The organism is Micromonospora parathelypteridis, from assembly GCF_014201145.1.
Taxonomy (GTDB): Bacteria; Actinomycetota; Actinomycetes; order Mycobacteriales; family Micromonosporaceae; genus Micromonospora; species Micromonospora parathelypteridis.
The window spans coordinates 6,829,762-6,853,263 of the sequence record NZ_JACHDP010000001.1; the positions used below are offsets into that span (position 1 = coordinate 6,829,762).

Below are 23,502 nucleotides of genomic sequence, written 5' to 3' on the forward strand. Positions count from 1 at the left end.
GTTATCTTGGCGGTCCCCTCGCGGTGACACGAGCAGCCGCTATTCGCGCGTCAGTCCTGGCGGCAGGGCGTCGTCATCGGGCCCGACACGGCGAGCGTTGATCAGCGGATTGCGGTGCAACGCCGCGACGAGGACGGCGCTGCCGCCAATGTCGGTCCAGGTGTCGTCCCACAGTGCGGAGACCAGCCAGGAGCGATCCGCGGGAAACAACAGGTCCGGCAGCGGCCCATCACCGCGCGAGTGACGGGTCCGCCAGGTGACCGCCTGCTCGGGTCCGGCTTCGACCAGCACGTAGGACCAGTCCCCGTACAGGGTCACCCGTGGAGCACGCGGGAAGACGACATCGTGGGCGCCGGTCTCGAGATAGCCCAGCCACCACGGCTGGTCAGGGGTGTACGCGGCCAGCTCGTCGACCAGGGCGCGCTCGTGGTCGACGAAGCTGACGCCGTCGGGTGGATAGAAGGTGGCGTACGCGTCGAACACCGGCGGAATCGCCGCGGTGATCGAGAGGCCCAGTGTGGTGCGGTCGGCGAGCCAGGCGACGTCGCTGGCCGTGCCGATCCGCCACACCCGACCGTCCCTGACGAAGTCCCTGGGGTCCGTCGACATCGACGCGTCAGCCGCATCGCGGCCTCCGGCGACAACGGTTGGCGTTGCCCAGGGGGCCCACCCCGGGCGGTCGGCCGCCCTCCACTCGTGCCCCTCGGTACAGGCCCAACCTATGGGTTCGTCGGGCTCCCGGTACACGGTCGGCCTGCCGGACCGGCCGCACTCGGGACAGGTGCCGGCTGGTGTCGTCATACCGGGCACGGTACGTGCTTCTCGATCAGCGCGACTCGTTCCCGCACCGGCCCGGGTGGCACGTCCACCAGTCGATGCCCGTACGCCTCGTACACCTGCTGGTGGATCCGGGCGAAGGCCAGTGACTCGGCGTAGCTGATCCGGCGCGCGGCCGTGCGTCGGATGAAGCCCAGCGGGGCGATCAGGAACACCAGCGGCTGGTAGGTCCCCGCGCTGGTGATCCGGTCGATCTCGGCGGCGAGGTGGGGGCCGACGTCGCGGCCCAGGTGTCGTGCCAGCGCGAGGGTGCACAGCGGTGATCGGTCGTGGATCTGCGCGCCGCCATGCGCGTCGGCGGCGAGTCGGCGCTGGTGCTGCAGGCGCGCGATGGCGTCGAGGAAATCGGGTTCCTGCCAGGGTTCGGCGCACCCCTTCGCCTGCCGGGCCGTGATGATGTCGGTTGCCGCCTCCCGGATCACCAGGTGTCCGCGGCGGCTCAGGGCGTCGATCAGTGTGGTCTTGCCGGCTCCCGGGGCTCCGGTCAGGACGTAGCGCCGCGGTTCGGTCACCGCACTCCCCCTCTCCTGCACTTCCGGGAAACCCGAAAATGCTGCATAATATCCGTTATGCATGACAAACAGGACGAATCGCTCATGGCGTTGATCGAGGAGTTCCTGACCGCCCGGGCCACCCGCAAGCCCTCCCCGCACACCTTGGCCGCGTACCGGCGGGACCTGCACGCGGTGGCCGCCCTGGTCGCCGAGGCCACTCCCCTCCCCCGGGACGCACTGTTGATCACCGACCTCTCCCCTCGGGTGATGCGGGCGGCCTTCGCCCGGTTCGCCGCACCCAGGGCGCCCGCGTCGGTGCACCGCGCCTGGTCCACCTGGAACAGTTTCTTCACGTTCCTGGTGGCCGACGGGATCGTGGCGGGCAACCCGATGCCGGCGGTCGGCCGCCCCCGGGCGCTACTCCCCCAGCCGAAGCCGTTGCGCGGCGCGGACACCCCCGAGGTGCTGCTCGCCTCGGCCGCGCGCGACGACGGTCGGCAGCGCGACCCGTGGCCGGAGCGGGACGTCGCGGTGTTGGCGGTGGCGCTCTGCGCCGGCCTGCGACTGTCGGAGCTGCTCGCGCTGCGGGTCGGCTCGCTGGGTGGTCGGCTCGGTGAGCGGCGGGTCGAGGTGGTCGGGAAGGGCGGGCGGCCCCGGGTGGTGCCGATCGAGGCGGATCTGGACCGGGTGCTGATGGACTACCTGGCCAGTCGGGCGCGGCGCTTCGGTTCGCGTTCGGTACGCCCCGACTCGGCGTTGCTGGTGGATCGGCACGGTGAGCCGTTGCGCCGTGGTGGGCTGCAGTATCTCGTGGAGTCGTGTTATCGGCGGGCTGGTATCGGTGACCGGGTGCCGCGTGGCGCGCGGTTGCACGCGTTGCGGCACACCTTCGCGACCCGGCTGGCGGAGGACGGGGCGAGCGCCGCGGAGATCATGCGGTTGTTGGGGCACGCGTCGTTGGCGTCGTCGCAGACGTACATCGAGGTGACGGCCGGGCAGCAGCGTGACGCGGTGCGGGCCAACCGGACCAACCGCGCGTTGGCGGGTCTGGTGCCCACGGACCTGGGCTGAGGGCGGTCAGTGGGCGCGGTGGTCGGTGCCGTCCGCGGTGACGGGCAGTGGGCCGAGCACGGCGTTGATGAGGTGGATGCGGGCGTTGGTGGCCTGGTAGTCGGCGCAGACCGTGTCGGCGCGGTCGGCGAGGCGGGTGGTCGGCCCGGTACGGGTGACGGTGATGGTGACGCCGTCGAGGGTGGTGGCGGTGCCGGCGCCGGCGAGGTCGTCGATCGGGTGGGCGTCGGTGATGAGGTGCGCCTTGAGCAGGGTGCGTAGCTGGTCGGTGTGGTGGGTCATGAGGTCGTCCCAGTTGTCCTCGGAGAACGTGGCGGCGAAGGCGTCGTCGGTAGGCGCCAGGATGGTGACGCCGGTGCCGGCGGGCAGGTCGGCGAGGACGCCGCTGGTGCGCAGGGCCGCTTCGAACGTGGTGAGGGTGGGGAGCCACCGCAGGGCCTCGTCGGCGGGTTGGCCGGCGAGGAAGGTCGGGTTACCGGGGTCGGTGCCGGTGGGCAGGGCGGCGCAGAGCGGCCCGGTGACGTGGGGTGCCGTGCCGTTGGCGGCCGGGGTGCGGGGCGCGGCGGTGCTGCTGGTGCAGGCGGCGAGCAGCAGGGTTGGCACGAGGAGGCTGAGGGCCCGCAGTCGGGGGTGCCGCGCTGCGGTGGCGGTGTGCGGCACGGCGGCCTCCACGGGTTCGGGGTTGGCGGGTGGGGTGTGCCGGCGGCGCGGGTGTCAGACCCGCGCCGCCGGCATGTTGGTGCGGCTAGTTGGTGGTCACAGTGCGGCGCACTGGGCGGTGCGGGGGCCGAGCACGGTGTTGGTGATGCCGAGGTTGCTCGGTGCGGGGCTGTTGCCGGCGCAGTTGAGCGGGCCGCGGATGGTGGAACCGACGAGTAGCGGGGTGTCGGTGCCGGTGGTGTTGGCGGACAGGTCGACCGGGCCGGCGACGGTGACGTCGATGACGGAGACGGCGTCGGTGGTGTTCGCGATGCGGACTGGCCCGTTGATGGTGCTGTCGGCGAGGAGCACGCCGGCGGCGCCGGTGGCGCTGACGGGGCCGCTGATGGTCGTTCCGGTCGTGACGAGTGTCGCGCCGGGCCGGACGGTGACCGGACCGTTGATGGTGGCGTTGGCGGCGCAGGTGAAGCCGGAGACGACCAGGGGTCCGTTGCGTCGTCCGGTGAGGGTCGGGTAGACGCGTTCGCCGTCGGTCAGCTTCTCCACGCCCAGCGTGTCGAGGAGCAGTGGGATGAGGCCGCGTTCGGGCTGGTTGAGGGGGACGTAGTAGCCGTCGGCGGTCTTGATGACCTTCCAGCCGTGTGCGGCGATGCGTTGCGCGATGGTGGTGCCGACGCCGCCGGGTCCGTCGGTGCGGGCTCCGTTGTACTGGGCGTCGGTGAGTTTGTAGGCGCAGGGGGCGTTGTCGAGGATGAGGTTGGCGGGGGGCGCGTCGAGCGGCGGGGGGCTGTCGCCGGGGTGGGGTGCCGGGTGTGCGGGGATGGGGCGGGAGCCGCGGAAGACCAGTCGGCCGGTGTTGGCGGCCTGGAATTCGATGGCCTCGGTGCGGGCCTTGAGGATGTCGCCGAGGTCCGCGCGGTGGTAGTCGAGGAACTGCTGGAACGTCCACAGGGCGGAGTAGGTCTTGCGGCGCCGGTTGTTGGCGCTGTTGCCCTCGTCGGGTCGGGTCTGGCCGCCGGAGCTGCGCAGTTCCAGGAGGGAGTTGGTGACGTTCTTGAGGCCGAGGGTGTTGCGCAGGATGGTTTCCTCGCTGAGGCCGACGTTGCCGCCGCCTTCGCAGCCGTAGGGGCAGGCCCACCAGCCGGCTTCGGCGCCCTTGGCGTACATGTGGCCTTCGATCATGTCCTGGGACTGGTCGAAGATGGGTTGGGCGACGTTCTGGTGGCGCGGCGGCAGCATCGGGAGGTCACCGGCGCGGGAGTTGCCGAACTCGTGGCCGTCGTAGCCGGCGACGGGTCGGTAGTCGCGGACCATTTTGATGTACGCGGCGGTCTCGGGTTGGCGGATCAGGGAGTAGTCGCGGTTGAGGTCCTGGCCGGTGGAGTTGCCGCGGGTGTTGGCGGCTCGGCCGTCACCGTTGATGGTGGGGACGATCAGGACGGTGGTGTGGCTGAGCAGGTCGGTGACGCGGGGGTCGGTGCTGAAGGCGAGTTGGCGGGCCATGATGAGGCAGGCTTCGCGGTCGCCGGGTTCGTTGCCGTGCACGTTGCAGTTGATGGCCACCGGGGCGGTCGCGGCGACGGCTGCGGGGGTGGCCGGTGGGGTGGGGCTGCCGATGACGAGCATGTTGATGGGTCGGTTCTGGATGGTGCGGCCGAGTTCGACGACGCGGACGCGGTCGCTGAGCGCGTCGATGGCGGCGGTGTAGGCGTACTCGTCGGTGTCGCTGGTGTATTGCGCGGCGTGGGTGGTTTCCCATTGGGTGCGCAGCTGCTGGCCGGGGTTTTCGGGGTTGCCCCAGGGGGCGGTGGTGGTGGCGGTGACCGGGTCGGAGTAGGGCTGTTCGGTGGTGCCGGTGCGGGCCCGGACCCGCCATTGGAAGGTGTCGCCGGGGTTGAAGCCGGCGTCGGCGAAGGTGGGTGCCTCCTGGTTGATCTGGCGGTTGGGTCGCCAGATGCCGACGATGGTGGGTGCGCCGGTGGGGGTGTTGTCGGCGTCGACGGGGGTGCGTTCGATCTGGTAGTCGGTGGCGCCGTCGACTGGTTGCCAGGCGAGGGTGGCGAATCCGTCGGCCTGGCGGACGGAGAGGGCGTTGACCTGGTTGGGTTCCGCGGCACGTTGGGCGTTGGCGGGGGTGGGTGCGGCGGTGAGGGTGAGGGCGATGAGGGTTGTTACCGCGATGAGGGTGGGTCGCTGACGTCTCATGTGGCCTCCGACGAGGTGATCGTGGCGTGTATCGGCCAGCATGATCGTCGGCGTCCGTCGATGCAATGATCTTGAGGGAATCTTGCGACTCGGCGGCGGCGCTCCCCCGTCGCGCCTACGCGGTGACGGTGGCGGTTTCACCCGGTGAGAGCCAGTGGATGCTGTCGCGTACCGAGGGCGGTGCGGCGGTGAATGCCCGCTCGATGACGTCGCGGGGTTCCTGGAAGTGCTGCCAGCCCTCGTAGTGCACGGGGATCGCGGTGTGGGGTCGCAGCGCGGCGCACAGTTGGACGGCCCGCCGGGCGGTCATGGAGTAGCGCAGTGGCCCCGTGATGGGGAACCGCACCCCGCCTAGGTGCAGCAGCACCGTGCCGATCGGGATGCGGGTGGCCACGTCGCGTACCCGGCGGGTCAGCACGGTGTCGCCGGTGATCCAGAGCGCGCCGTGTTGTTGTCCGGCCCAGCGTAGGGCGAAGCCGATGACGTCACCGACGATCGGGCCGCTCAGTGGCGGGCCGTGCCGGCACGGTGTCGCGGTCACCTCGATCGTCGGCCGTCCGGAGCGCGCGAGTCGGGTGTTCTGCCCGGCGCGCAGGCCCTGGGTGTCGCCGCCGAGCCGACGTGCCCCGGACACGGCGGTGAGGACGGTGTCCACGCCGGTCAGCAGCGCGCGACCGGTGTCGTCGAGGTTGTCGCCGTGGTGGTCGTGGCTGAGCAGCACCGCGTCGATCGGCCCGAGGTCGGCGGCGGGGATGGCCGGGCCGGTGACCTTACGCGATGAGGTGCCCCAGCCGAAGGCATAGCGGCGACCGGGTGCGTCGAACGTCGGGTCGGTGAGCAACCGCCAGCCGCCGACCTCGATCAGCGTGGTGGGGCCGCCGATGTGGGTGATGCGCAGCGGTTCCGCGGTGGTCACCGCGCGTGCCGCAGGGCCCAGTCGAGGGCGTCGTCGGCGATCTGTTGCCAACCCTGCTGCGCGGGCAGCAGGTGTGCGTACCCGTCGTAGAGCTGGACCTCGGTGATGGTGTTGTCGGCCTTGTAGTGCGCGGCGTTGGAGCGCTGCACGCTGGGCGGCATGATGTGGTCTTCGGAGCCGGAGATGAACAGCAGCGGCGCGCGCTGGTCGTTGTGGTAGTTGACGGCGATGTCCTGCGGGCCGGGCAGCAGGTTGGCCAGGACGCTGTCCCAGAGGATGCCGCCGGCGGCGGGGATGGCGTAGCGCTCGTACAGGGCGCGGGCCTCGTCCTCGGCGAAGGTGTTGGTGAACGCGTAGTTCCACTGCTCGAAGGTGAACCCGACGGCCCGGTGCCGGTTGGCTGGGTTCTTCAGCACCGGGAAGGTGGAGCGGAGCTGCGAGAAGGGGATCACCTTGACGCCTTCGGTGGGCGCCGAGTTGAGGGCGACCGCCGAGGCGCCGTACCCCCGGTCGAGCAGCACCTGGGTGAACGCCCCGCCGGCGGAGTGGCCCATGATGATCGGCGGCGTGGGTAGCGCTTCGACCACCGTGCTGAGGTGCTCGATGACCTGCGGTGCGGTCAGCGTCTCCAGCGGGCTGGGGTCGGCGTTGATCGCCTCGACCTCGACTTCCAGCCCCGGGTACGTGGGGGTGATCACTCGGAAGCCTTTGGCCTGGTAGTGGGTGACCCAGTGTTCCCAGCTGCGGGGGGTGACCCAGAATCCGTGGATGAGCACGATCGTGTCCGGCGTGTCGCTCATGGTCAGCTCCGTGGTGTCGGGGGTGGCGATGGCGCGTCGGCGGTGGTGTCGGTGCGTCCACCCTAGACATTCGTGACCCGCGATGGCGGCTTTACCGCGAGTCGACTCTCAGCCGAGGTCGACGAGCAGGGGCCGGTGGTCGGAGACGGTGGACGGCGGCGCGGTGACGGCCCGCACGGGTGGGAGCTGGTCGAGGGCGTGCCGGTCGGCGAGGATGTGGTCGAGTTGGACGCGGGGCTGCCCGGAGGGGTAGGTGGGGCGTCGGCCCAGGGGGTGCCAGCCGGAGATGAGCCGGGCCGGGCCCGCGGGCAGGTTGAGGTCGCCGAGCAGGACGCGGGGGGCGGGCAGCGCCCGCAGGGCGCGGACGGTCTGGCGGAGTTGGCGGGCGTTCCAGCCGGGCACGAAGGACAGGTGGGTCGCGGCGACGGTGAGCGGGCCGTGTGGGGTGTCCAGGATGGCGGCGAGGACGACGCGAGGTTCGTCGTGCAGCAGGATGAGGCCGCCGCGGGGGCCGGGGACGTAGACCGGTGAGCGGACGGGGGCGGGTTTGAGCCGGGTGACGTGCCAACTGCGGACCGGGTGTCGGCTGATCAGGCCGATGCCGTAGCAGGGTTCGCCGTGCCCGTCGTCGTCGTGGCGCAGCGGGCGGAACTGTTCGCCGGGGGTGCCGACGAGGGCAGCGGCGAAGCGGTGCTGGGGTGCGTCGAGGGCGCGGGCGGCGATGGCGGTGAGGTCGAGGTTGCCGCTGCGGTGCTGGTCGCGGTCGACCTCCTGCAGGGCGAGCACGTCGGCGTCGAGGGCGCGTACGGCGGCGGCGAGCCGGTCGGAGTTGACGAGCCCGTCGGTGAGGGATCGTCCGTGCAGCAGGTTGAAGGTGGCCAGGCGCACTCCTGCACCTTACGTGCCCGTGACATGGTTGCCCGGTGGTGAAGGTGCTGCTGTGTTCCATGCTGGTGTTCGTGGCGGTTGGCGCGTTGGGGGTGTGGTTGCGGCGTACGCGGGGTCGCTGACCGGGTGAGGCTGGCCACTCCGGTGCCGGTCGGGGGTGCCCCGGTGGGGAGAATTGCCGTCCGTGGACGCCGTATCGCTGAGTACTCTGCTGGCCGCTGCCGCGATGGCCGGGTGGGTCGACGCCGTGGTCGGCGGTGGGGGGTTGTTGCTGCTGCCGGCGTTGCTGGTGGCCGCCCCGGGGTTGCCGGTGGCGACCGCGTTGGGCACGAACAAGCTGGCCGCGATCTTCGGTACGGCCACGGCGGCGGCGACGTACGCCCGGCGGACCAAGGTCGACTGGCGGGTGGTGGCGCCGGCGGCGGGGCTGGCGGTCCTCAGCGCGGGTGTGGGCGCCGCGCTCGCCGGGGCGGTGCCGGCGTCGGCGTACCGGCCGGTGGTGCTGGTCGTGCTGGTGGCGGTGGCGGTGTTCGTGCTGCTGCGCCCCCGGCTGGGGGTGGTGGCGGTGCCGCAGCGGCGTACCCCGGTGCGGGTGGCGGCGGCGATCGCGGTGGCCGGGGTGGGCATCGCCCTGTACGACGGGTTGATCGGTCCGGGCACCGGCACGTTTCTGGTGTTGGCGTTCACCGCGCTGGTGGGCGCGGACTTCGTGCACGGCTCGGCGATGGCGAAGGTCGTCAACGCGGGTACGAATCTGGGTGCGCTGGTGGTGTTCGGGGTGACCGGGCACGTGTGGTGGTTGCTGGGCGCGGGGATGGCGGTGTGCAACATCGCCGGCGCGGTGTTGGGGGCGCGGATGGCGTTGCGCCGCGGGTCGGGTTTCGTGCGGGTGGTGCTGCTGGTGGTGGTGGTCGCGTTGGTCGCGAAGCTCGGTCATGACCAGTGGGTGGCCCGCTGATGCCGGTGCGGGCCGAGCACGACCGTGCGGTGCTGGCGCGGTTGCTGGGGCGTGACCCGGTGCTGCACGCCTACCAGTTGGGCGACCTGGACGACTTCTTCTGGCCGTACACGTCGTGGTTCCGCCGGGGTGAGCAGGTCGCGTTGCTGTACCACGGGGTCGACCTGCCGACGCTGCTGGCGTTCGCTGCGCCGGCGGACACGGGGTCGCTGGCGGTGTTGCTGGCGGAGATGGCGCCGGTGCTGCCGGCCCGGCTGTACGCGCACCTGTCCCCCGGTCTGGCCGATGCTCTGGCCGGGTCGTTCCGGTTGGCTTCCGGTGGCCGGCACCACCGGATGGCGTTGACCGACCCGGCGCGGTTGGGCGTGGTGGCCCCGGCGGGTGTGGTGCTCGGCGCGGCGGACCTGCCGCAGGTGCGTGAGTTGTACGCGCAGGCGTACCCCGGTAACTGGTTCGACGAGCGGATGCTGCAGACCGGGCAGTACCTGGGCGTACGCGAGGGCGGCACGCTGGTCGCGGTGGCCGGGGTGCACGTGTTCTCGCCGGCGTACCGGGTGGCGGCCCTGGGCAACGTCACGACGCATCCGCGCTGGCGGGGGCGGGGGCTGGGCGCGTCGGTGGTGGCGGCGTTGTGCGCCCGGCTGCGGGAGAGCGTCGAGCACGTCACGCTGAACGTGAAGGCGGACAACGTGGCCGCGGTGCGCCTGTACGAGCGGGTGGGTTTCACCCGCGTCGCCGACTACGACGAGTGGACGTTGACCGCTCTAGCGGCGGCGGCTGGGTGAGTCGAAGCGGCCGGCGCGGATCTCGCGCAGGGCGCGGCGGCGGGTGTCGCCACGCAGGGTGTCGACGTAGAGGGTGCCGCGCAGGTGGTCGGTCTCGTGTTGCAGGGCGCGGGCGAGGAACCCGGTGCCGGTGATGCTGAGCGGCTCACCGTGCTGGTCGACGCCGTGGGCGGTGGCGTGCAGGGCCCGTACGGTCGGGAAGTACAGCCCGGGGATGGACAGGCAGCCCTCTTCGTCGTCCTGGACGTCGTCGGACAGCTCCAGGGTCGGGTTGATCAGGTGGCCGCGGTGCCCGTCGGCGTCGTAGACGAACACCTGGGCGCTGACGCCGATCTGCGGTGCGGCGACGCCGGCGCGGCCGGGTTCGCCGAGCAGGGTGTCCATCAGGTCGGTGACGAGGGCACGCAGCTCGGCGTCGAAGGTGGTGACCGGCTCGCACTCGGTCCGCAGGACGGGGTCGCCGATGATCCGGATGGGCCGCATGGTCATGCCGGTCAGCGTATCGCCGGTGGCGCCGGGGTCAGCGTCCGGCCAGGGCGGCGCGGATCGGGGCGGTCTTCGCGGCGGCTTCGGCGACCTCGGCGTACGCGTCGCTGTCCCAGGTGATGCCGCCGCCGGCCCAGGTGTGCAGCAACTCGGCGTCGGCGGCGGCGGTGCGGATGGTCAGGCCGAGGTCGACGCGGCCGGGGGCGACCCAGCCCAACGCGCCCATGCTGGCACCCCGACCGACGGGTTCGAGGGCGTTGATCTGGGTCAGGGCGGCGTGTTTCGGCGCGCCGGTGACGGAGCCGCCGGGGCAGGTGGCGCGCAGCAGGTCGGCGAGGCCGAGGCCGTCGGCGGCGGCGGCGCGTACGGTCGACTCGGCCTGCCACAGGTCGCACCAGCGGCGTACGGCGAACAGGTCGTCGACGCGAACGGTGCCGGTGCGGGCGATGCGGGCGAGGTCGTTGCGTTCCAGGTCGACGATCATGATGTGTTCGGCGCGTTCCTTGGCGCTGGCGATCAGCTCGCTGCGGCCGGCGGCGGTGGCCGGGCGGGTGCCCTTGATGGGGCGGGTGATCAGCTGCCCGTCGGTGACTTCGACGAGGGTTTCCGGGGAGGCGCAGCCGATCGCCCAGCCGTCGCCGGTGAGCACACCGCCGTAGCGGGCCCCGGGGAGCGCGCCGAGGCGGCTCAGGGCGGGCAGTGGGTCACCGGTGTAGCGGGCGGCGGCGTGCCCGACGAGGTTGGTCTGGTAGACGTCGCCGCGGCCGATGGCGGCGCGGACCGCGTCGACGGCGTCGGCGTGCTGGCGAGGTGTCCAGCTCTCGGTCCACGCGCCGAGCCACCACGGCGATGGTGGGCCGGCCGCGGTGACCCGGGGACGGCCGTGGTCGTAGACGACCACGGTGAGGTCGGGCAGCGCCGGCGCGGGCTCGGGCGCCGTGGTGGGTGCGCCGGCCAGGTACGCCCCGGCCGCGGCGGACAGGTAGAGCGCGGCGCCGCAGGCCCCGGTGTCGTGGTGGGCGGGGGCGGGTCGGGTCAGGTCGTGCAGGGGCAGGCCGTGCGCGGCGAGGAATTCCTCGGCCAGTGCGGCGGGGTCGCCGCCGTCGCCGAGGCGCCACTGCAGGCGGGCGCGTTCGGTGAGCGCGCCTCGGCACGCGGCCGGTGCCGCGGGTACATCGACCAGCATTTGTGGGAGCGTTTCCACGCCGTACGGTCCGACCTTCCTCATCCGTTCAGTGGATTTCCCGTGCGCCAGGCCGACACCTGCTCGATGCTGGACACTTTCGCTTGGTACTGTGCGTCACTGGTCATGTGAACCATGACACAGTGCCCCCACAGTCCGGAGACCCTGATGTGCCAGCACCAACCGACCTGCCCCTCCGCTGAAGCCACCGACCGGGAAGCCGCACGGGTCCTCGCCTGCTTCCGTGAGCAGGGCTGGAGCCTGCTCTGCAACGGTGTGATCGTCTTCGAGGACACCGGCGAGCTGCTCCCCGACGGCAGCAGCATCGCACCGCACCGCGGCCCCGCCCGCCACGCCCTCGTGGCCTGATCGACCACCCAGCGTCACCAGATAGCCGCCGTCGACCCAGGCTAGTCCCCCGGTAAGGGACGTCCCCGCCCAGGTCGCGGCGCCCGCCGGGGCGGCCACACCGCCCGCCCCGGCTCGCCCGTGGTCAGTCCCGGGACGCCTCCGGCGTCGTCAGTCCTCGAACGCCTCCGGCGTCGTCAGTCCTCGAACGCCTCCGGCGACGGGCACGAGCAGACCAGGTTCCGGTCGCCGTACGCGCCGTCGATCCGCCGCACCGGCGGCCAGTACTTTCCGGCCCGGTCCACCCCGGCCGGGTACGCGCCCACCGACCGCGGGTACGGGTGCGGCCACTCGTCACCGCTGACCATCGCCGCGGTGTGCGGCGCGTTGGCCAGGGGGTTGTCCCCGGCCGGCCACGCCCCGGAACCCACCTGCTCGATCTCGGCCCGGATCGCGATCATCGCCGCGCAGAACCGGTCCAGCTCGGCCAGGTCCTCACTCTCGGTCGGCTCCACCATCAGCGTCCCCGCCACCGGGAACGACATCGTCGGCGCGTGGAAGCCGTAGTCGATCAGCCGCTTCGCCACGTCGTCGACGCTCACCCCGGTCGCCTTCGTCAACGGCCGCAGGTCGAGGATGCACTCGTGCGCCACCAGGCCCTTGTTGCCGGCGTACAGCACCGGGAAGTGCCCCCGCAGCCGCGCCGCCACGTAGTTCGCCGCGAGGACCGCCACACCGGTCGCCCGGGTCAGCCCGGCCGCGCCCATCATCCGCAGGTACGCCCACGGAATCGGCAGGATCCCCGCCGACCCGTACTTCGCCGCCGAGATCGCCGGCGTCGCGTCCGCGTGCGTGCCCAGCGGGTCACCCGGCAGGAACGGCGCCAGGTGCGCGCGCACCGCCACCGGACCCACGCCGGGGCCGCCGCCACCGTGCGGGATGCAGAACGTCTTGTGCAGGTTCAGGTGCGACACGTCCGCCCCGAACTTGCCCGGCTTCGCGAAACCGACAAGCGCGTTGAGGTTCGCCCCGTCGACGTACACCTGACCACCGGCGTCGTGGACCTTCGCGCACAGCGACGCGATGCCCGTCTCGTACACCCCGTGCGTCGACGGGTACGTCACCATGATCCCGGCGAGCGCGTTCCGATGCTTCTCGATCTTCGCGTCCAGGTCGACCAGGTCGACGTTGCCGTCGTCGTCGCAGGCCACCACGACGACCCGCATGCCGGCCATCACCGCCGACGCCGCGTTCGTGCCGTGCGCCGACGACGGGATCAGGCACACGTCGCGGTGCGACTCACCCCGCGACGCGTGGTACGAGCGGATCGCCAGCAACCCGGCCAGCTCACCCTGCGACCCGGCGTTGGGCTGCACACTGACCGCGTCGTAGCCGGTCACCTCCGCCAGCCACGACTCCAGCTGGCCGATCATCTCCCGGTACCCGACGGTCTGGTCGTCCGGCGCGAACGGGTGGATGTGCGCGAACTCCGCCCAGCTGACCGGCTCCATCTCCGTGGTGGCGTTCAGCTTCATCGTGCACGACCCGAGCGGGATCATGCCCCGGTCCAGGGCGTAGTCGAAGTCCGACAACCGCCGCAGGTAGCGCAGCATCGCCGTCTCCGAGTGGTGGCTGCGGAACACCGGGTGGGTCAGGAAGTCGCTGCTGCGGCGCAGGCCGGTCGGCAGGGTCGGGTCGACGGCGCCGTCGAAGCTCGGCACACCGAACGCCTCCCACACCGCCGCCAGGTGCGCCACGGTCGTCGTCTCGTCGCACGACACACCCACCCGGTCGGCGTCGACCAGCCGCAGGTTCACGCCCCGCTCGGCGGCCGCCGCGACGACCTGCGCCGCCCGGCCCGGCACCCGCGCGGTGACGGTGTCGAAGAACGCGACGTCCGCGACGTCCACGCCCCCGGCGAGCAGCCCGGCCGCGAGCCGCGCCGCCATGTCATGGGTACGCGTCGCGATGTCGCGCAGCCCGTCCGGGCCGTGGTAGACCGCGTACATGCCGGCCATCACCGCGAGCAGCACCTGCGCGGTGCAGATGTTGCTGGTCGCCTTCTCCCGCCGGATGTGCTGCTCACGGGTCTGCAACGCCAGCCGGTAGGCCGGGTTGCCGTCCGCGTCGCGCGACACCCCGACCAGGCGCCCGGGCAGCATCCGCTCCAGGCCCGAGCGCACCGCCAGGTAACCGGCGTGCGGCCCACCGAAGCCCATGGGTACGCCGAAACGCTGCGTGGTGCCGGCGGCGATGTCCGCGCCGATCTCCCCCGGTGCGCGCAGCAGCGTCAACGCCAGCAGGTCCGCGGCGACGGTCACCAGGGCACCGGCGGCGTGCGCCGCCTCGACGAGCGTCGCGTGGTCGCGCACCGCACCCGACGCGCCGGGGTACTGCAGGTGCAGGCCGAAGAACTCCGCCGGCAACTCGTCCCGCTCGACGTCGAGGACCCGCACGTCGATGCCGAGCGGCTCCGCCCGGCTGGTGATCACCGCGATGGTCTGCGGCAACGCGTCGGCGTCGACGACGTACACGCCGCTCTTGCTCTTGGACGCGCGGCGGGCGAGGGTCATCGCCTCCGCGGCGGCGGTGCCCTCGTCGAGCATGGAGGCGTTCGCGGTGGCCAACCCGGTCAGGTCGGTGACCATCGTCTGGAAGTTCAGCAGCGCCTCGAGGCGGCCCTGGCTGATCTCCGGCTGGTACGGGGTGTACGCCGTGTACCAGGCCGGGTCCTCCAGCACGTTACGGCGGATCACCGCCGGGGTGTGCGTGCCGTGGTAACCCAACCCGATCATGGAGACGGCGACGGTGTTGCGGGCCGCCAGGGCCCGCAGCTCGGCGATCGTCTCGGCCTCGGTGGCCGGGTCCGGCAGGTCGAGGGTGCCGTGCCAGCGGATCACCTCGGGGATCGCGGCGTCCATCAGCTCGTCGATCGAGTCGTGCCCGACGACCTCCAGCATCCGGCGCTCATCGTCGGGGCCGGGACCGATGTGACGGGTGGCGAACTGCTCTACGGTCATTGGGGGCACTCCCGGGGCGAGGTCGACGTGTCGGCCTCCCCCTCTGTCGCACCCCACAGGGGCGCTCCACAGTGCCTGCCCACGAGGTCCTTTTGCCTGAGAGGTTCCGGGGAGGATTTGCCCCTTCGGCGCCGCCCTGCGTGCTGTCGGGCGGTCTCTCCCACGTGGGTGTTACCGGCATGGTCAACGCTACCAGCGCCGGTGTTTCCGGCAGATGTCCTACCCCTGGCCCGTGCACACCGCGCTACACGCCGACAGCGTCACACCCCGACCGCCGTCGCGGCGTCACCGACGACCCGCGCGGCCAACTCCGGCAACAGCGCACCCAGCGACGCGTCGACGCACACCGTGGCGTGGCCGTCACCACGGGTCGGCCCCTGGTTGACGATCGCGACCGGGATGCCCCTTTTCGCCGCCCGAATCACGAAACGGCGCCCGGACATCACCGTCAACGACGACCCGAGCACCAGCAACGACCGGGCCTGCTCCACGGCCGCGAAGCAACGCGCCACCCGCTGCGCCGGCACCGTCTCACCGAAGAACACCACGTCCGGCTTCAACATCCCGGTGCCGCAGATCCCGCAGTCGACCGGCCGGAACGCCGCCACCTGCTCGTCGGGGAGATCAACATCACCGTCCGGGTTCACCGCGGCGACCTGCGCCACGAAGTCCGGGTTGGCCTCGCGCAGTCGCCGGTCCAACTCCTCCCGGGAGGTCAGGTTGCCGCAGTCCAGGCAGGTCACCTCATCCAGACGACCATGCAACTCGATCACCGACGTGCTGCCGGCCGCACCGTGCAGACCGTCGACGTTCTGAGTGATCACCGTGTCGACCAGACCGGCGTGCTGCAGCCCCGCCACCGCACGGTGCCCGGCGTTCGGCGCCGCACCCGCGATCAACCGCCACCCCAGGTGGCTACGCGCCCAGTAGCGCCGCCGCGCGAGGGGATCCCGGGTGAACGCCTGGAAGGTCATCGGGGTGTGCCGCCGCGCCACGCCGCTGGGCCCCCGATAATCCGGGATACCCGACTCGGTGGACAGGCCGGCACCGCTGAGCACCACCACCCCGCCACCGTCCAGCAGCGAGGTCAACGCGTCGAGGCTCTCCGTCACCCCTCAATGCTGCCTCAACCCACCCGCCGACGCCGAACCCCGGCAACCGCAGCTCGCTGGGCGGTCGCCGGTCGGGGTGCCGGCGGCGGGCGGGGTCGCGCGCTACGCGGCGATGACGTCGGCGACGACGCAGGCGATGTTGTCCGGCGCCCCTTCGGCCTCGGCCAGAGCGATCAGTGCCCGCACCGTCTGCTCCGGGTCGGTTGCCGCGCTCAGCGTCGAGAGCAGGTCGGCCCGGCCGACGACAGCGGACAGGCCGTCGGAGCACAGCAGGTACCGGTCACCGGGCAGGGCGGTGCGCAACGCAAGATCCGCCTCGACCTGCCGGCCGCCACCGAGGGCGCGCACCAGCACCGCGCGCTGCGGATGCGCGGCGGCCTGGTCCCGGTCGAGCCGGCCCTGCTCCACCTGAGCCTGCACCCAGGTGTGATCCTGGGTGAGCAGGGACAACTCACCGCCGCGCAGGAGGTAGGCCCGGGTGTCACCGACGTGCACCAGGGCCAGCCGGGAGCCACTGAACAGCAGCGCGGTCAGCGTGGTGACCGGCTGGTCCTCGTCGGTCTCCAACGCGCGCACGGTGCGCTCGGCGTCGGTGACCGCACCAGCGAGCATCGTCAGCAGGTCGGCGGCCGGGACGTCGGCCAGTTCGACCGTACGCAGCGCGTCGATAGCGGCAGCGCTGGCGGCAGCGCCGCCGGGTCCTCGCATACCATCGGCGACGGCCAACAACCGCCCGCTGGCGTACGCGGCGTCCTCGTTGCTGGCGCGCACAGCCCCGGTGTCACACCCAGCGGCGTAGCGGACGGCAACTGTGGGTTTCGCGTCAGACATGGTGGTGCCCCCTTCAGACAGGTGGTCCACGAGGACGGTGGCGAGTCGCGCCCGAGCGGCGGTATCGGCGGTGACCTGCTGCCAGTACGCGGTGACCGCCTCAGCCGCCGCCGCGGGCGCCAAGCCACACACGACACGGATCTGCGCCAGTGGCATGCCGATGCGGCGCAGTTGGGCGACCAGCCGCGCCAACGGCAACTGGTCCGGGTCGTAGAGCCGGTACCCGGACTCAGGATCGACCGCGGCCGGTGGCAGGAGCCCCACCTGGTCGTACAGGCGCAACGCCTTCGGCGTCAGCCTCGCCGCCTGCGCGAACGCCCCGATGGTCCACAGCTCCACGCCGAACATCCTCCTCGTGCCGGTCACACTGACCGGTACGCACCAGGCTGGGGGTTGCCCAAAGGTCAAGGTCAAGCTCGCCACCCAGGAAAACAGCCCCGCCGCCCCTGGTGTCGCCACTGCCACCAACACCGCCGGTAGGTTGGGCGCATGCGTGTCGTCATCGCCGGAGGCCACGGCAAGATCGCCCTACTGCTGCAACGCCACCTCGCCGGGCGCGGTGACACCGCCGTCGGGCTGATCCGTAACCCCGCGCAGGCCGCCACGCTGCGCGCCGCCGGCGCCACCCCCGTCGTCTGCGACCTGGAACACGCCGACGCCGCGGAGGTCGCCGCGCACCTCGCCGACGCCGACGCCGTGGTCTTCGCCGCGGGTGCCGGCCCCGGCAGCGGCGCCGCCCGCAAGGACACCGTCGACCGGGGCGCCGCCGCGCTGCTCGCCGACGCCGCCACCCGCGCCGGTGTCCGCCGCTACCTGCTGGTCTCCTCGATGGGCGTGGACGCCCCACCGTCAGCCGGCACCGACGACGTGTGGGCGGCGTACCTGCGGGCGAAGAAGGCCGCCGAGGACGACCTACGCGGCCGCGACCTGGCCTGGACGGTGCTACGCCCCGGGCGGCTCACCGACGACCAGCCCACCGGCCGGGTCACCCTCACCCGACACGCAGACCGCGGCGCGATCAGCCGCACCGACGTCGCCCACGTCCTCGTCGCCCTGCTCGACGAACCAGCCACTACCGGAGCGACCCTGGAACTCGTCGGCGGGTCCACACCGATCGCCGACGCCATCCACGCCGCCACCACCTGACCGCCCTCACCGAGGAGAGCAATGGACCCGCAACCACTCGACCACCGCTTCACCGCGCCCATCGAGAAGGACGGCGCGTTCGCCACCTACGTGACCGTGCCCGACTCCGCGGAGCTGCTCGGCACCCGCCGCGCCGTCAAGGTCACCGGCACGATCGACGGCCACCCGTTCAACGCCACCCTCATGCCCTCGGGCACCGGCCCGCACTGGCTGCCCATCCGGGCCGCACTGTGCAAGGCCATCGGCAAGAGCGAAGCCGGCGCCGAGGTCAACTTCCACCTCGAGCAACGCCTCAGCTGACCACCGCGGGTGGGGTTCACCTCAAGCGAACCCCACCCGCGCGGTGGTCACCGATGCTGGTGTCGCGGCAACGCCGACTGTCCCGCCGCACCGCCGACGAACGGCGCCCCCGGCGTCTCCGCCTGGATCCGGTCCATCGTGCGGGCCAACTGCTCGCTGCCGTCGTCGAGATGCCGCGCCGCCGCCTGCATGTGCGACACCATCATCTCGCCGAAAATCCGCAACGCCTCCCGCGTGGCCACCGTGTCGTCGAAGCTCGACCCGGCGGCGCTGCGGTACTCCGTCACCGCCCGCTCGGCCTCCCGCTTCGCCTCCGCCTCCGCCGCGTGCATGTAACTCTCGTACTGCACCCGGGCGTACTCGGCGACCCGCCGCGCATAGTCATGCGCCTGCGCGATGATCTGCTCCGCCTCCCGTTGCGCCGCGGACAGCAGATTCACCTCCCGCGCCGCCGGGACCTTCCCCGCCGCCCCCGTGCTCGGGATGACCCCGTGCCGGTGCAACTCCACCCGGTCGGTCAGCCGCTCATTCTCCGCCCGCAACGTCGCGATCTGCGTCGCCAGCAGGTCCAACTCGTCAGCGACCTGCACCCGGAACCGGTCCACGTCGGCATTGTCGTAACCGCGCCGCGCGAACGACGCGGCACCGAACTCCCACCGCCGAACCCGATCGGCGGTCATCCGCACCTGCACACCGCCGGAAACCTGCATCCCGTCGTACCGGCTGATCGGGGTCGCGCTCACCTGTGCCCGCCTCCGTTCGCGACTGCGGGGCTCGCAAGCTCACTCCTCGCGCTCACCTGTGCCCACCTCCCGAAGTGTCACCGACTGGCGCCTGCTGCACCGCCGTACGCCAGGCCGGGCCGTACCACTGATCACCCAGGCCTTCGTGGTGCACCTGACCCGGGTGGAAACCCGCCTGACCCAACGTCTGCACCGCGTGCGAAACCATCTGGTCCGACCCGCACACGAACACATGCCGGGAACGCCAGTCACCGTCGGCCAACGCCCGGTCCACCGCTTGCACGAACTCCCCCGGCCGGTTCACATCGGCACCCACCACGTAGGTCACCGTCAACCAGGGATACGACGACGCCATCTTGTCGATCGCGTCGCTGTCGTAGAGCTCACTGCGGGAGCGCGCCCCCACGTACAGGTCCACCCGCCGGCGGGAACCCTCCGCGGCGACCTGCTCCACCAACGCCTTCACCGGCGCCCAGCCGGTCCCCGCGACCAGCAACAACAGATCGCTGGAACCCGCCGACCACAACCCCAGCCGCTCTCCGACCGGCGCCGCCAGGTGGATCCGATCCCCCACCGCCGACCCGTACACCAGCCGCGACGACACCGCGCCACCCGGCGCGGCCCGCACATGCAACTCCAGGGTGCCGTCCGCGCGCGGCGCGTTCGCCGGCGAGTAGTACCGCCACGAACGCACCGACGGATGCGACACCCCGACCGACTGACCCGGGGTGAACGGCAACAGGTACTGCGGACGCACCGTCAACACCGCCACGTCGAACGCCCGCCGCTCGTGCGCCACGATCTCGGAAACCCACCACGGCGGGTTCACCGCCTCGGCGGCCTGCGCCGCCTCCGTCATCACCTGCGCGATCAACCCGTACGCGGCTGTCCACTCCTGAGCCAACTCGTCGGTCCACTGCTCCCCGAGGAAGTGCTGCAACGTCGCCAACAGCGCCTCACCGACCGCCGGGTAGTGCTCCGCGCGTACCGCGAACTTGCGGTGGTCCGCGCCGAGATCCTGCAGGAAACCCACCAGCTGATCCAACTGGTCCACGTTGGACACGATGTGCCCCAACGCGGTCACGAGGCGGTCCCGCTGCCCGGCCATGTTCGTCGGGAACATCTGCCGCGTCTCAGGATGAGCGAGGAACAACGTCGAGTAGAAATAGAGCGGCACCTGGTCGCCGTGCCCGGCGACCATCGACCAGCTCTGCTTGAGTCGGGCCGCGTCCACGCTCAGACGCCCGACCGGTTCCCGGAGGCCACCACCTGGTCCTGCACCTGCCCCAGCACGGTCTGCACGTCGGCGAGGATGTCGGCCGGCACACCCAGCTCGGTCAGCGTCGCCGTCAGGTGCTCGCCCACCTTCGCGTAGTGCTCCACCGGGATGTTCAACGGCTGGTGCGCCTCGGCCAACCCGCGACCGGTGTACTCGTTCGGCCCACCCAGCACCACGGTCAACATCAACGCCAGGTGCCGCCGCTGACCCACCATGTCCACACTGGTGAAGTAACCCGCCAACTCCGGGTCCGCCAACACCCTGTCGTAGAACAGCTCAACAGCCGCCTTGACCGAACTGGCTCCGCCAATGCGGTCGTAGTGCGAAGCGGTTTCTTCCGTAACCGTCACGGTCGTTCCTCCCGGGGATGAAGGGTCCAGAACCGTGAGGGACCATAGCGTGTCAACCGCCTCCGGTCAGCGCCCCCGTATCGGATTCCCGACAAGCGGACGACACGCTACGTCACCACTACTGACTGGAACTTCCACAACCGGCCACCGCAGCAACACCCACCGTATCCACAGTGGACAACACCGACCAGACGACCCCTGCCACCGTCACCGACGGTCGCGAGAAAACCAACCGGAAAAAACCGGGAACGCGACCGCTCAGCCGGCCCGACGCCGCGCCCGCCGCGCCGCCAACTCGTCGCCCACCGGATCCGACTCCGACGCCACCGCCGGCTCCACCGGGCCGCTCGTCGCCGGCTCCGCCGGCAGATGCGACAACGACCCCTGGATCTCCTTGAAAGCCCCGCCGATCGCGATCCCGAAGACGCCCTGGCCACCCTGCAACAGGTCGACCACCTCCTCCGGGGACCGACACTCGTACACCGTCGTCCCATCGGAGATCAGCGTGATCCCGGCCAGGTCCTCCACACCACGCGACCGCAGCGCCTCAATCGCCTTACGGATGTTCTGCAGGGACACCCCCGCGTCCAACAACCGCTTCACGACCTTCAACACCACCAGGTCCCGGAACGAATACAACCGCTGCGTCCCCGAACCAGAGGCGTCCCGCACGCTCGGCACCACCAGCGTCGTCCGCGCCCAGTAATCCAACTGCCGATAACTGATGCCCACCGCGTGGCAGGCCGTCACACCCCGGTAGCCGACCGAACCGTCACCCTCAGTCGCCACTCCTGGCGACGAGGCACCCGGCTCGTCCAACTCTCCACCCGGATCGGGATCCTGCGGCTCGTGCATCCGGACAACCTCCCCGTCAGTGTGGCGACGCGTCGTTTCCGGGACGCGCACCCCTCGACATGGAAAACCCTATAGCCACCGTCAGGGGTTACCACGGAGGAACCGACGCGACACGCCGCGCAGCCACCGAGAAAGATCACCAGCCGCACCGGAATCACCCACAGTGACAGCCGGGAACGGAGCCTCAGCCCGCGAAATCCTCCGGACGCACCTGGTCCAGGAACTCACGGAACTTCTCCACCTCGTCCTCCTGCTCGTCAGGGATGACGATCCCCGCCTCGCTGAGGACCTGCTCCGCACAACGAATCGGCGCACCGACACGCAACGCCAACGCGATCGAATCGCTCGGCCGCGCCGACACCCGCACCCCATCGCCGATCAACAGATCCGCGTAGAACACGTTCTCCTTGAGCTCGGTGATCTCCACCGCCTGCAAGGGCGCCTTCAACGCCGCCAACACGTCCCGCAGAAGATCATGCGTCAACGGCCGGGCCGGCTTGACCCCCTGCTGCTCATAAGCGATAGCCGTGGCCTCGACCGCGCCGATCCAGATCGGCAGATAGCGGTCCCCCTCGACCTCCCTGAGCAGGACGATCGGTTGGTTGCTGGGCAGCTCCACCCGAACTCCGACCACGCTCAGCTCGCGCACCGCCGCCTCCGTGTCGTTGTCACCTACGCCGCACCGCGCCCTTCCCTGCACGGTACACGGACCGCGACACGGCCGTCCCATGCGCTACAGCACCACGTCCGCGCCGGAAAGGGGTTACCCCGGCAAGCCTACGGCACGCTTCCCGGAAGAGATCTTTCCGCTCAGCCGCCACCCGCCGGGCACCCTCACCGACCCAACGTCGAACGCAAACCCACCCGCACCAACGCCGCGTGCAACTGCTCCGACAACGCCACCAACTCACGCGCCGTCTCCGCCGCCCGCGCCCGCGCCGCCGGATCACTCTGCCGCGCCAACGGCGCCACCAACTGCGCGAACAAACCGACCTCACGGTCCGCCGCCGTCCGAAAACCCCGCAGGTGCCGCGGCTCCAACCCGTACGACGCCAAACCCGCCACCGCCGACGCGATGATCAACGCGTCCGCGTCATACCACCCCGGCGGATCCGACACCAGCACACCGAGCCGCTCCAACTCCACCAGCGTCGACTCGTCGATCCCACTACGCGCCACCAGATCCACCCGGCCGAGCCGCACCTGCGACGACTCGGCCGGCTCCACCGGCTCACGACCCGGCACCGCACCATCAGGACCAACCGCCACCAACGCAGGCCGCGACCGCCCCGGCTGCTCACCGGACGAGTCCCACTCCGCCAACTGCTCACGGATCACCCGCAACGGCAGGTACTTGTCCCGCTGCGCGGTCAACACGAACCGCAACCGCGCCACATCGTCCCAGCTGTACTTCCGGTAACCCGCCGCCGTCCGCTGCGGCTCGACCAAACCCTCGGCCTCAAGAAACCGCAGCTTCGAAATCGTGGTGTCCGGAAAATCCACCCGCAACTGCCCAAGCACCTCACCGATGCTCATCAGCGGCTGAGACCGAGCCGCCCCGGGTGACGTGGAGGCCGCAGGCTCGTTCACCCCCGGCCGGCCTCCTCCTCCGGGCGCGGACCGGCGATGAACACCACCCGGAACTTACCGATCTGAACCTCGTCACCATTGCTCAACGTGGCCGCCTCGACCCGCTCACGATTCACGTACGTGCCATTCAGGCTGCCCACATCGCGCACCGTGAACGTGCCACCGTCACGGTGGAACTCCGCGTGCCGACGCGACACCGTCACGTCATCGAGGAAGATGTCACTGTCCGGGTGCCGGCCACTGGTCGTCACATCGTGGTCCAACAGGAACCGGGCACCCGCATTCGGGCCTCGACGAACCACCAGCAGCGCCATACCCGGCGGCAACGAACCGGACATCCGGCTCGGCACCACATCGGTGTCCGGCCCCTCCAGCACTTCGTCGAGCGAACCGAGATTGAGCGTCGAAGTGACGTCGAGCGGGGGGAACTCGTCGTCTGGCCGCGTCATGGGACCACCTCACGGATCTGTTCGGTCGGCGTCGGGTAATGGCGGGTCTGGCCGCCGGGCACTCGAACACCCGGCGGCTGGCTCCCCGTGCCCGGGAAGGCAATTCCACAACGCTCAACTATTGGGTTCTCGGTCGACTGGGCGAGCCTAGCCAGCGCCGAAATGCAGGGCAACCGGACGCGCGCAGACAGCCCAC

Annotated in this window: 25 protein-coding genes and 1 riboswitch; of the genes, 6 read left to right on the plus strand and 19 right to left on the minus strand. The window is 71.2% G+C overall.

All coding sequences use genetic code 11. The features are described 5' to 3' along the window. Positions 1–39 precede the first annotated feature (39 nt). Both HNR20_RS31985 and HNR20_RS30970 read right to left on the minus strand, forming a co-directional pair. Entirely contained in the window at positions 40–609 is a 570-nt protein-coding gene (locus HNR20_RS31985) for a hypothetical protein (protein WP_221309980.1), read from the minus strand. Between the two features lie 188 nt (positions 610–797). Then, complete coding sequence (locus tag HNR20_RS30970) at positions 798–1,349, minus strand: AAA family ATPase (protein ID WP_229687422.1); 552 nt, start codon at positions 1,347–1,349, stop codon at positions 798–800. 57 nt (positions 1,350–1,406) lie between these two features. Here HNR20_RS30970 and HNR20_RS30975 point away from each other — a divergent pair, with 57 nt between their 5' ends. After that, the gene (locus HNR20_RS30975; RefSeq protein WP_184187337.1) at positions 1,407–2,402 is read left to right on the plus strand and encodes a tyrosine-type recombinase/integrase; all 996 of its coding nucleotides are present in this window, start codon (positions 1,407–1,409) and stop codon (positions 2,400–2,402) included. A 6-nt stretch (positions 2,403–2,408) separates the two neighbouring features. On the opposite strand, the gene HNR20_RS30980 is transcribed toward HNR20_RS30975, so the two are convergent. The 5 genes from HNR20_RS30980 to HNR20_RS31000 all read right to left on the minus strand — a co-directional run bounded on the left by HNR20_RS30980 (position 2,409) and on the right by HNR20_RS31000 (position 7,871). Beyond that, positions 2,409–3,062 carry a fasciclin domain-containing protein gene (locus HNR20_RS30980; protein ID WP_184187340.1) on the minus strand — a complete coding sequence of 218 codons (654 nt, stop codon included), beginning with the start codon at positions 3,060–3,062 and terminating at the stop codon, positions 2,409–2,411. A 96-nt stretch (positions 3,063–3,158) separates the two neighbouring features. Next, complete coding sequence (locus HNR20_RS30985) at positions 3,159–5,267, minus strand: M14 family zinc carboxypeptidase (protein ID WP_184187343.1); 2,109 nt, start codon at positions 5,265–5,267, stop codon at positions 3,159–3,161. Positions 5,268–5,382: 115 nt separating this feature from the next. Then, positions 5,383–6,183 (minus strand): MBL fold metallo-hydrolase, encoded by an 801-nt coding sequence (locus HNR20_RS30990; protein ID WP_229687421.1) that lies wholly within the window; start codon positions 6,181–6,183, stop codon positions 5,383–5,385. Beyond that, on the minus strand, positions 6,180–6,983 hold the full coding sequence (locus HNR20_RS30995; RefSeq protein ID WP_184187346.1) for an alpha/beta hydrolase: 804 nt from the start codon (positions 6,981–6,983) through the stop codon (positions 6,180–6,182). The genes HNR20_RS30990 and HNR20_RS30995 overlap by 4 nt, the downstream gene beginning before the upstream one ends. Before the next feature lie 108 nt (positions 6,984–7,091). Further along, on the minus strand, positions 7,092–7,871 hold the full coding sequence (locus tag HNR20_RS31000; protein WP_184187349.1) for an endonuclease/exonuclease/phosphatase family protein: 780 nt from the start codon (positions 7,869–7,871) through the stop codon (positions 7,092–7,094). 184 nt (positions 7,872–8,055) lie between these two features. Here HNR20_RS31000 and HNR20_RS31005 point away from each other — a divergent pair, with 184 nt between their 5' ends. Then, positions 8,056–8,829, plus strand: a complete 774-nt coding sequence (locus tag HNR20_RS31005; RefSeq protein ID WP_268240374.1) for a sulfite exporter TauE/SafE family protein — start codon at positions 8,056–8,058, stop codon at positions 8,827–8,829. Then, positions 8,829–9,614, plus strand: a complete 786-nt coding sequence (locus HNR20_RS31010) for a GNAT family N-acetyltransferase (protein ID WP_184187352.1) — start codon at positions 8,829–8,831, stop codon at positions 9,612–9,614. The genes HNR20_RS31005 and HNR20_RS31010 overlap by 1 nt, the downstream gene beginning before the upstream one ends. Here HNR20_RS31010 and def read toward each other — a convergent pair. Together def and HNR20_RS31020 are read right to left on the minus strand one after the other, a co-directional pair. Further along, positions 9,594–10,103, minus strand: a complete 510-nt coding sequence (def, locus tag HNR20_RS31015; RefSeq protein ID WP_184187355.1) for a peptide deformylase — start codon at positions 10,101–10,103, stop codon at positions 9,594–9,596. The two genes, HNR20_RS31010 and def, sit on opposite strands and share 21 nt — an antisense overlap. Before the next feature lie 31 nt (positions 10,104–10,134). Then, entirely contained in the window at positions 10,135–11,355 is a 1,221-nt protein-coding gene (locus HNR20_RS31020) for a chorismate-binding protein (protein WP_184189338.1), read from the minus strand. A gap of 96 nt (positions 11,356–11,451) precedes the next feature. On the opposite strand from HNR20_RS31020, the gene HNR20_RS31025 reads away from it, so the two are divergent. Then, positions 11,452–11,652, plus strand: a complete 201-nt coding sequence (locus tag HNR20_RS31025; RefSeq protein ID WP_007460326.1) for a DUF5999 family protein — start codon at positions 11,452–11,454, stop codon at positions 11,650–11,652. A gap of 176 nt (positions 11,653–11,828) precedes the next feature. On the opposite strand, the gene gcvP is transcribed toward HNR20_RS31025, so the two are convergent. From gcvP to HNR20_RS31040, 3 genes are all read right to left on the minus strand, one after another. Then, positions 11,829–14,651 (minus strand): aminomethyl-transferring glycine dehydrogenase, encoded by a 2,823-nt coding sequence (gene gcvP / locus HNR20_RS31030; protein ID WP_184187358.1) that lies wholly within the window; start codon positions 14,649–14,651, stop codon positions 11,829–11,831. A gap of 74 nt (positions 14,652–14,725) precedes the next feature. Next, positions 14,726–14,824, minus strand: a riboswitch (glycine riboswitch). 87 nt (positions 14,825–14,911) lie between these two features. Further along, a complete protein-coding gene (locus HNR20_RS31035; protein ID WP_184187361.1) occupies positions 14,912–15,763 on the minus strand; it encodes an NAD-dependent protein deacetylase in 852 nt (283 codons plus the stop codon). Positions 15,764–15,865: 102 nt separating this feature from the next. Beyond that, positions 15,866–16,933, minus strand: coding sequence for a MerR family transcriptional regulator (locus tag HNR20_RS31040; RefSeq protein WP_184187364.1), 1,068 nt, complete (start codon positions 16,931–16,933; stop codon positions 15,866–15,868). A 150-nt stretch (positions 16,934–17,083) separates the two neighbouring features. Here HNR20_RS31040 and HNR20_RS31045 point away from each other — a divergent pair, with 150 nt between their 5' ends. Both HNR20_RS31045 and HNR20_RS31050 read left to right on the plus strand, forming a co-directional pair. Further along, a complete protein-coding gene (locus tag HNR20_RS31045; RefSeq protein WP_184187367.1) occupies positions 17,084–17,740 on the plus strand; it encodes an NAD(P)H-binding protein in 657 nt (218 codons plus the stop codon). Positions 17,741–17,761: 21 nt separating this feature from the next. After that, the gene (locus HNR20_RS31050; protein WP_184187370.1) at positions 17,762–18,040 is read left to right on the plus strand and encodes a DUF1905 domain-containing protein; all 279 of its coding nucleotides are present in this window, start codon (positions 17,762–17,764) and stop codon (positions 18,038–18,040) included. A 47-nt stretch (positions 18,041–18,087) separates the two neighbouring features. On the opposite strand, the gene HNR20_RS31055 is transcribed toward HNR20_RS31050, so the two are convergent. The 7 genes from HNR20_RS31055 to odhI all read right to left on the minus strand — a co-directional run bounded on the left by HNR20_RS31055 (position 18,088) and on the right by odhI (position 23,306). Then, positions 18,088–18,783 carry a cell division protein DivIVA gene (locus tag HNR20_RS31055; RefSeq protein WP_184187373.1) on the minus strand — a complete coding sequence of 232 codons (696 nt, stop codon included), beginning with the start codon at positions 18,781–18,783 and terminating at the stop codon, positions 18,088–18,090. A 52-nt stretch (positions 18,784–18,835) separates the two neighbouring features. Further along, the gene (locus HNR20_RS31060) at positions 18,836–20,017 is read right to left on the minus strand and encodes a globin domain-containing protein (RefSeq protein ID WP_184187375.1); all 1,182 of its coding nucleotides are present in this window, start codon (positions 20,015–20,017) and stop codon (positions 18,836–18,838) included. A gap of 2 nt (positions 20,018–20,019) precedes the next feature. Next, complete coding sequence (locus tag HNR20_RS31065; RefSeq protein ID WP_184187378.1) at positions 20,020–20,412, minus strand: group I truncated hemoglobin; 393 nt, start codon at positions 20,410–20,412, stop codon at positions 20,020–20,022. Positions 20,413–20,670: 258 nt separating this feature from the next. Further along, positions 20,671–21,267: a MerR family transcriptional regulator gene (locus HNR20_RS31070; protein WP_184187381.1), complete on the minus strand. Its 597-nt coding sequence runs from the start codon at positions 21,265–21,267 to the stop codon at positions 20,671–20,673. Positions 21,268–21,451: 184 nt separating this feature from the next. Next, entirely contained in the window at positions 21,452–21,916 is a 465-nt protein-coding gene (locus HNR20_RS31075) for a bifunctional nuclease family protein (protein ID WP_030492026.1), read from the minus strand. Between the two features lie 185 nt (positions 21,917–22,101). Beyond that, positions 22,102–22,803, minus strand: coding sequence for a transcriptional regulator FtsR (gene ftsR / locus HNR20_RS31080; protein ID WP_184187383.1), 702 nt, complete (start codon positions 22,801–22,803; stop codon positions 22,102–22,104). Positions 22,804–22,853: 50 nt separating this feature from the next. Then, positions 22,854–23,306, minus strand: a complete 453-nt coding sequence (odhI, locus tag HNR20_RS31085; protein ID WP_007071101.1) for an oxoglutarate dehydrogenase inhibitor Odhl — start codon at positions 23,304–23,306, stop codon at positions 22,854–22,856. Between the last annotated feature and the right edge of the window lie 196 nt (positions 23,307–23,502).

Excerpts from the sequence above, each read along its gene's own strand:
- odhI (WP_007071101.1), bottom strand. The coding sequence starts at position 23,306 with ATGACGCGGCCAGACGACGAGTTCCCCCCGCTCGACGTCACTTCGACG.
- gcvP (WP_184187358.1), bottom strand. The coding sequence starts at position 14,651 with ATGACCGTAGAGCAGTTCGCCACCCGTCACATCGGTCCCGGCCCCGAC.
- HNR20_RS31050 (WP_184187370.1), top strand. The coding sequence starts at position 17,762 with ATGGACCCGCAACCACTCGACCACCGCTTCACCGCGCCCATCGAGAAG.
- HNR20_RS31985 (WP_221309980.1), bottom strand. The coding sequence starts at position 609 with ATGTCGACGGACCCCAGGGACTTCGTCAGGGACGGTCGGGTGTGGCGG.
- HNR20_RS30995 (WP_184187346.1), bottom strand. The coding sequence starts at position 6,983 with ATGAGCGACACGCCGGACACGATCGTGCTCATCCACGGATTCTGGGTC.
- HNR20_RS30975 (WP_184187337.1), top strand. The coding sequence starts at position 1,407 with ATGCATGACAAACAGGACGAATCGCTCATGGCGTTGATCGAGGAGTTC.
- HNR20_RS31070 (WP_184187381.1), bottom strand. The coding sequence starts at position 21,267 with ATGCACGAGCCGCAGGATCCCGATCCGGGTGGAGAGTTGGACGAGCCG.
- HNR20_RS31045 (WP_184187367.1), top strand. The coding sequence starts at position 17,084 with ATGCGTGTCGTCATCGCCGGAGGCCACGGCAAGATCGCCCTACTGCTG.
- HNR20_RS31025 (WP_007460326.1), top strand. The coding sequence starts at position 11,452 with ATGTGCCAGCACCAACCGACCTGCCCCTCCGCTGAAGCCACCGACCGG.
- ftsR (WP_184187383.1), bottom strand. The coding sequence starts at position 22,803 with ATGAGCATCGGTGAGGTGCTTGGGCAGTTGCGGGTGGATTTTCCGGAC.
- HNR20_RS30985 (WP_184187343.1), bottom strand. The coding sequence starts at position 5,267 with ATGAGACGTCAGCGACCCACCCTCATCGCGGTAACAACCCTCATCGCC.
- def (WP_184187355.1), bottom strand. The coding sequence starts at position 10,103 with ATGACCATGCGGCCCATCCGGATCATCGGCGACCCCGTCCTGCGGACC.
- HNR20_RS31010 (WP_184187352.1), top strand. The coding sequence starts at position 8,829 with ATGCCGGTGCGGGCCGAGCACGACCGTGCGGTGCTGGCGCGGTTGCTG.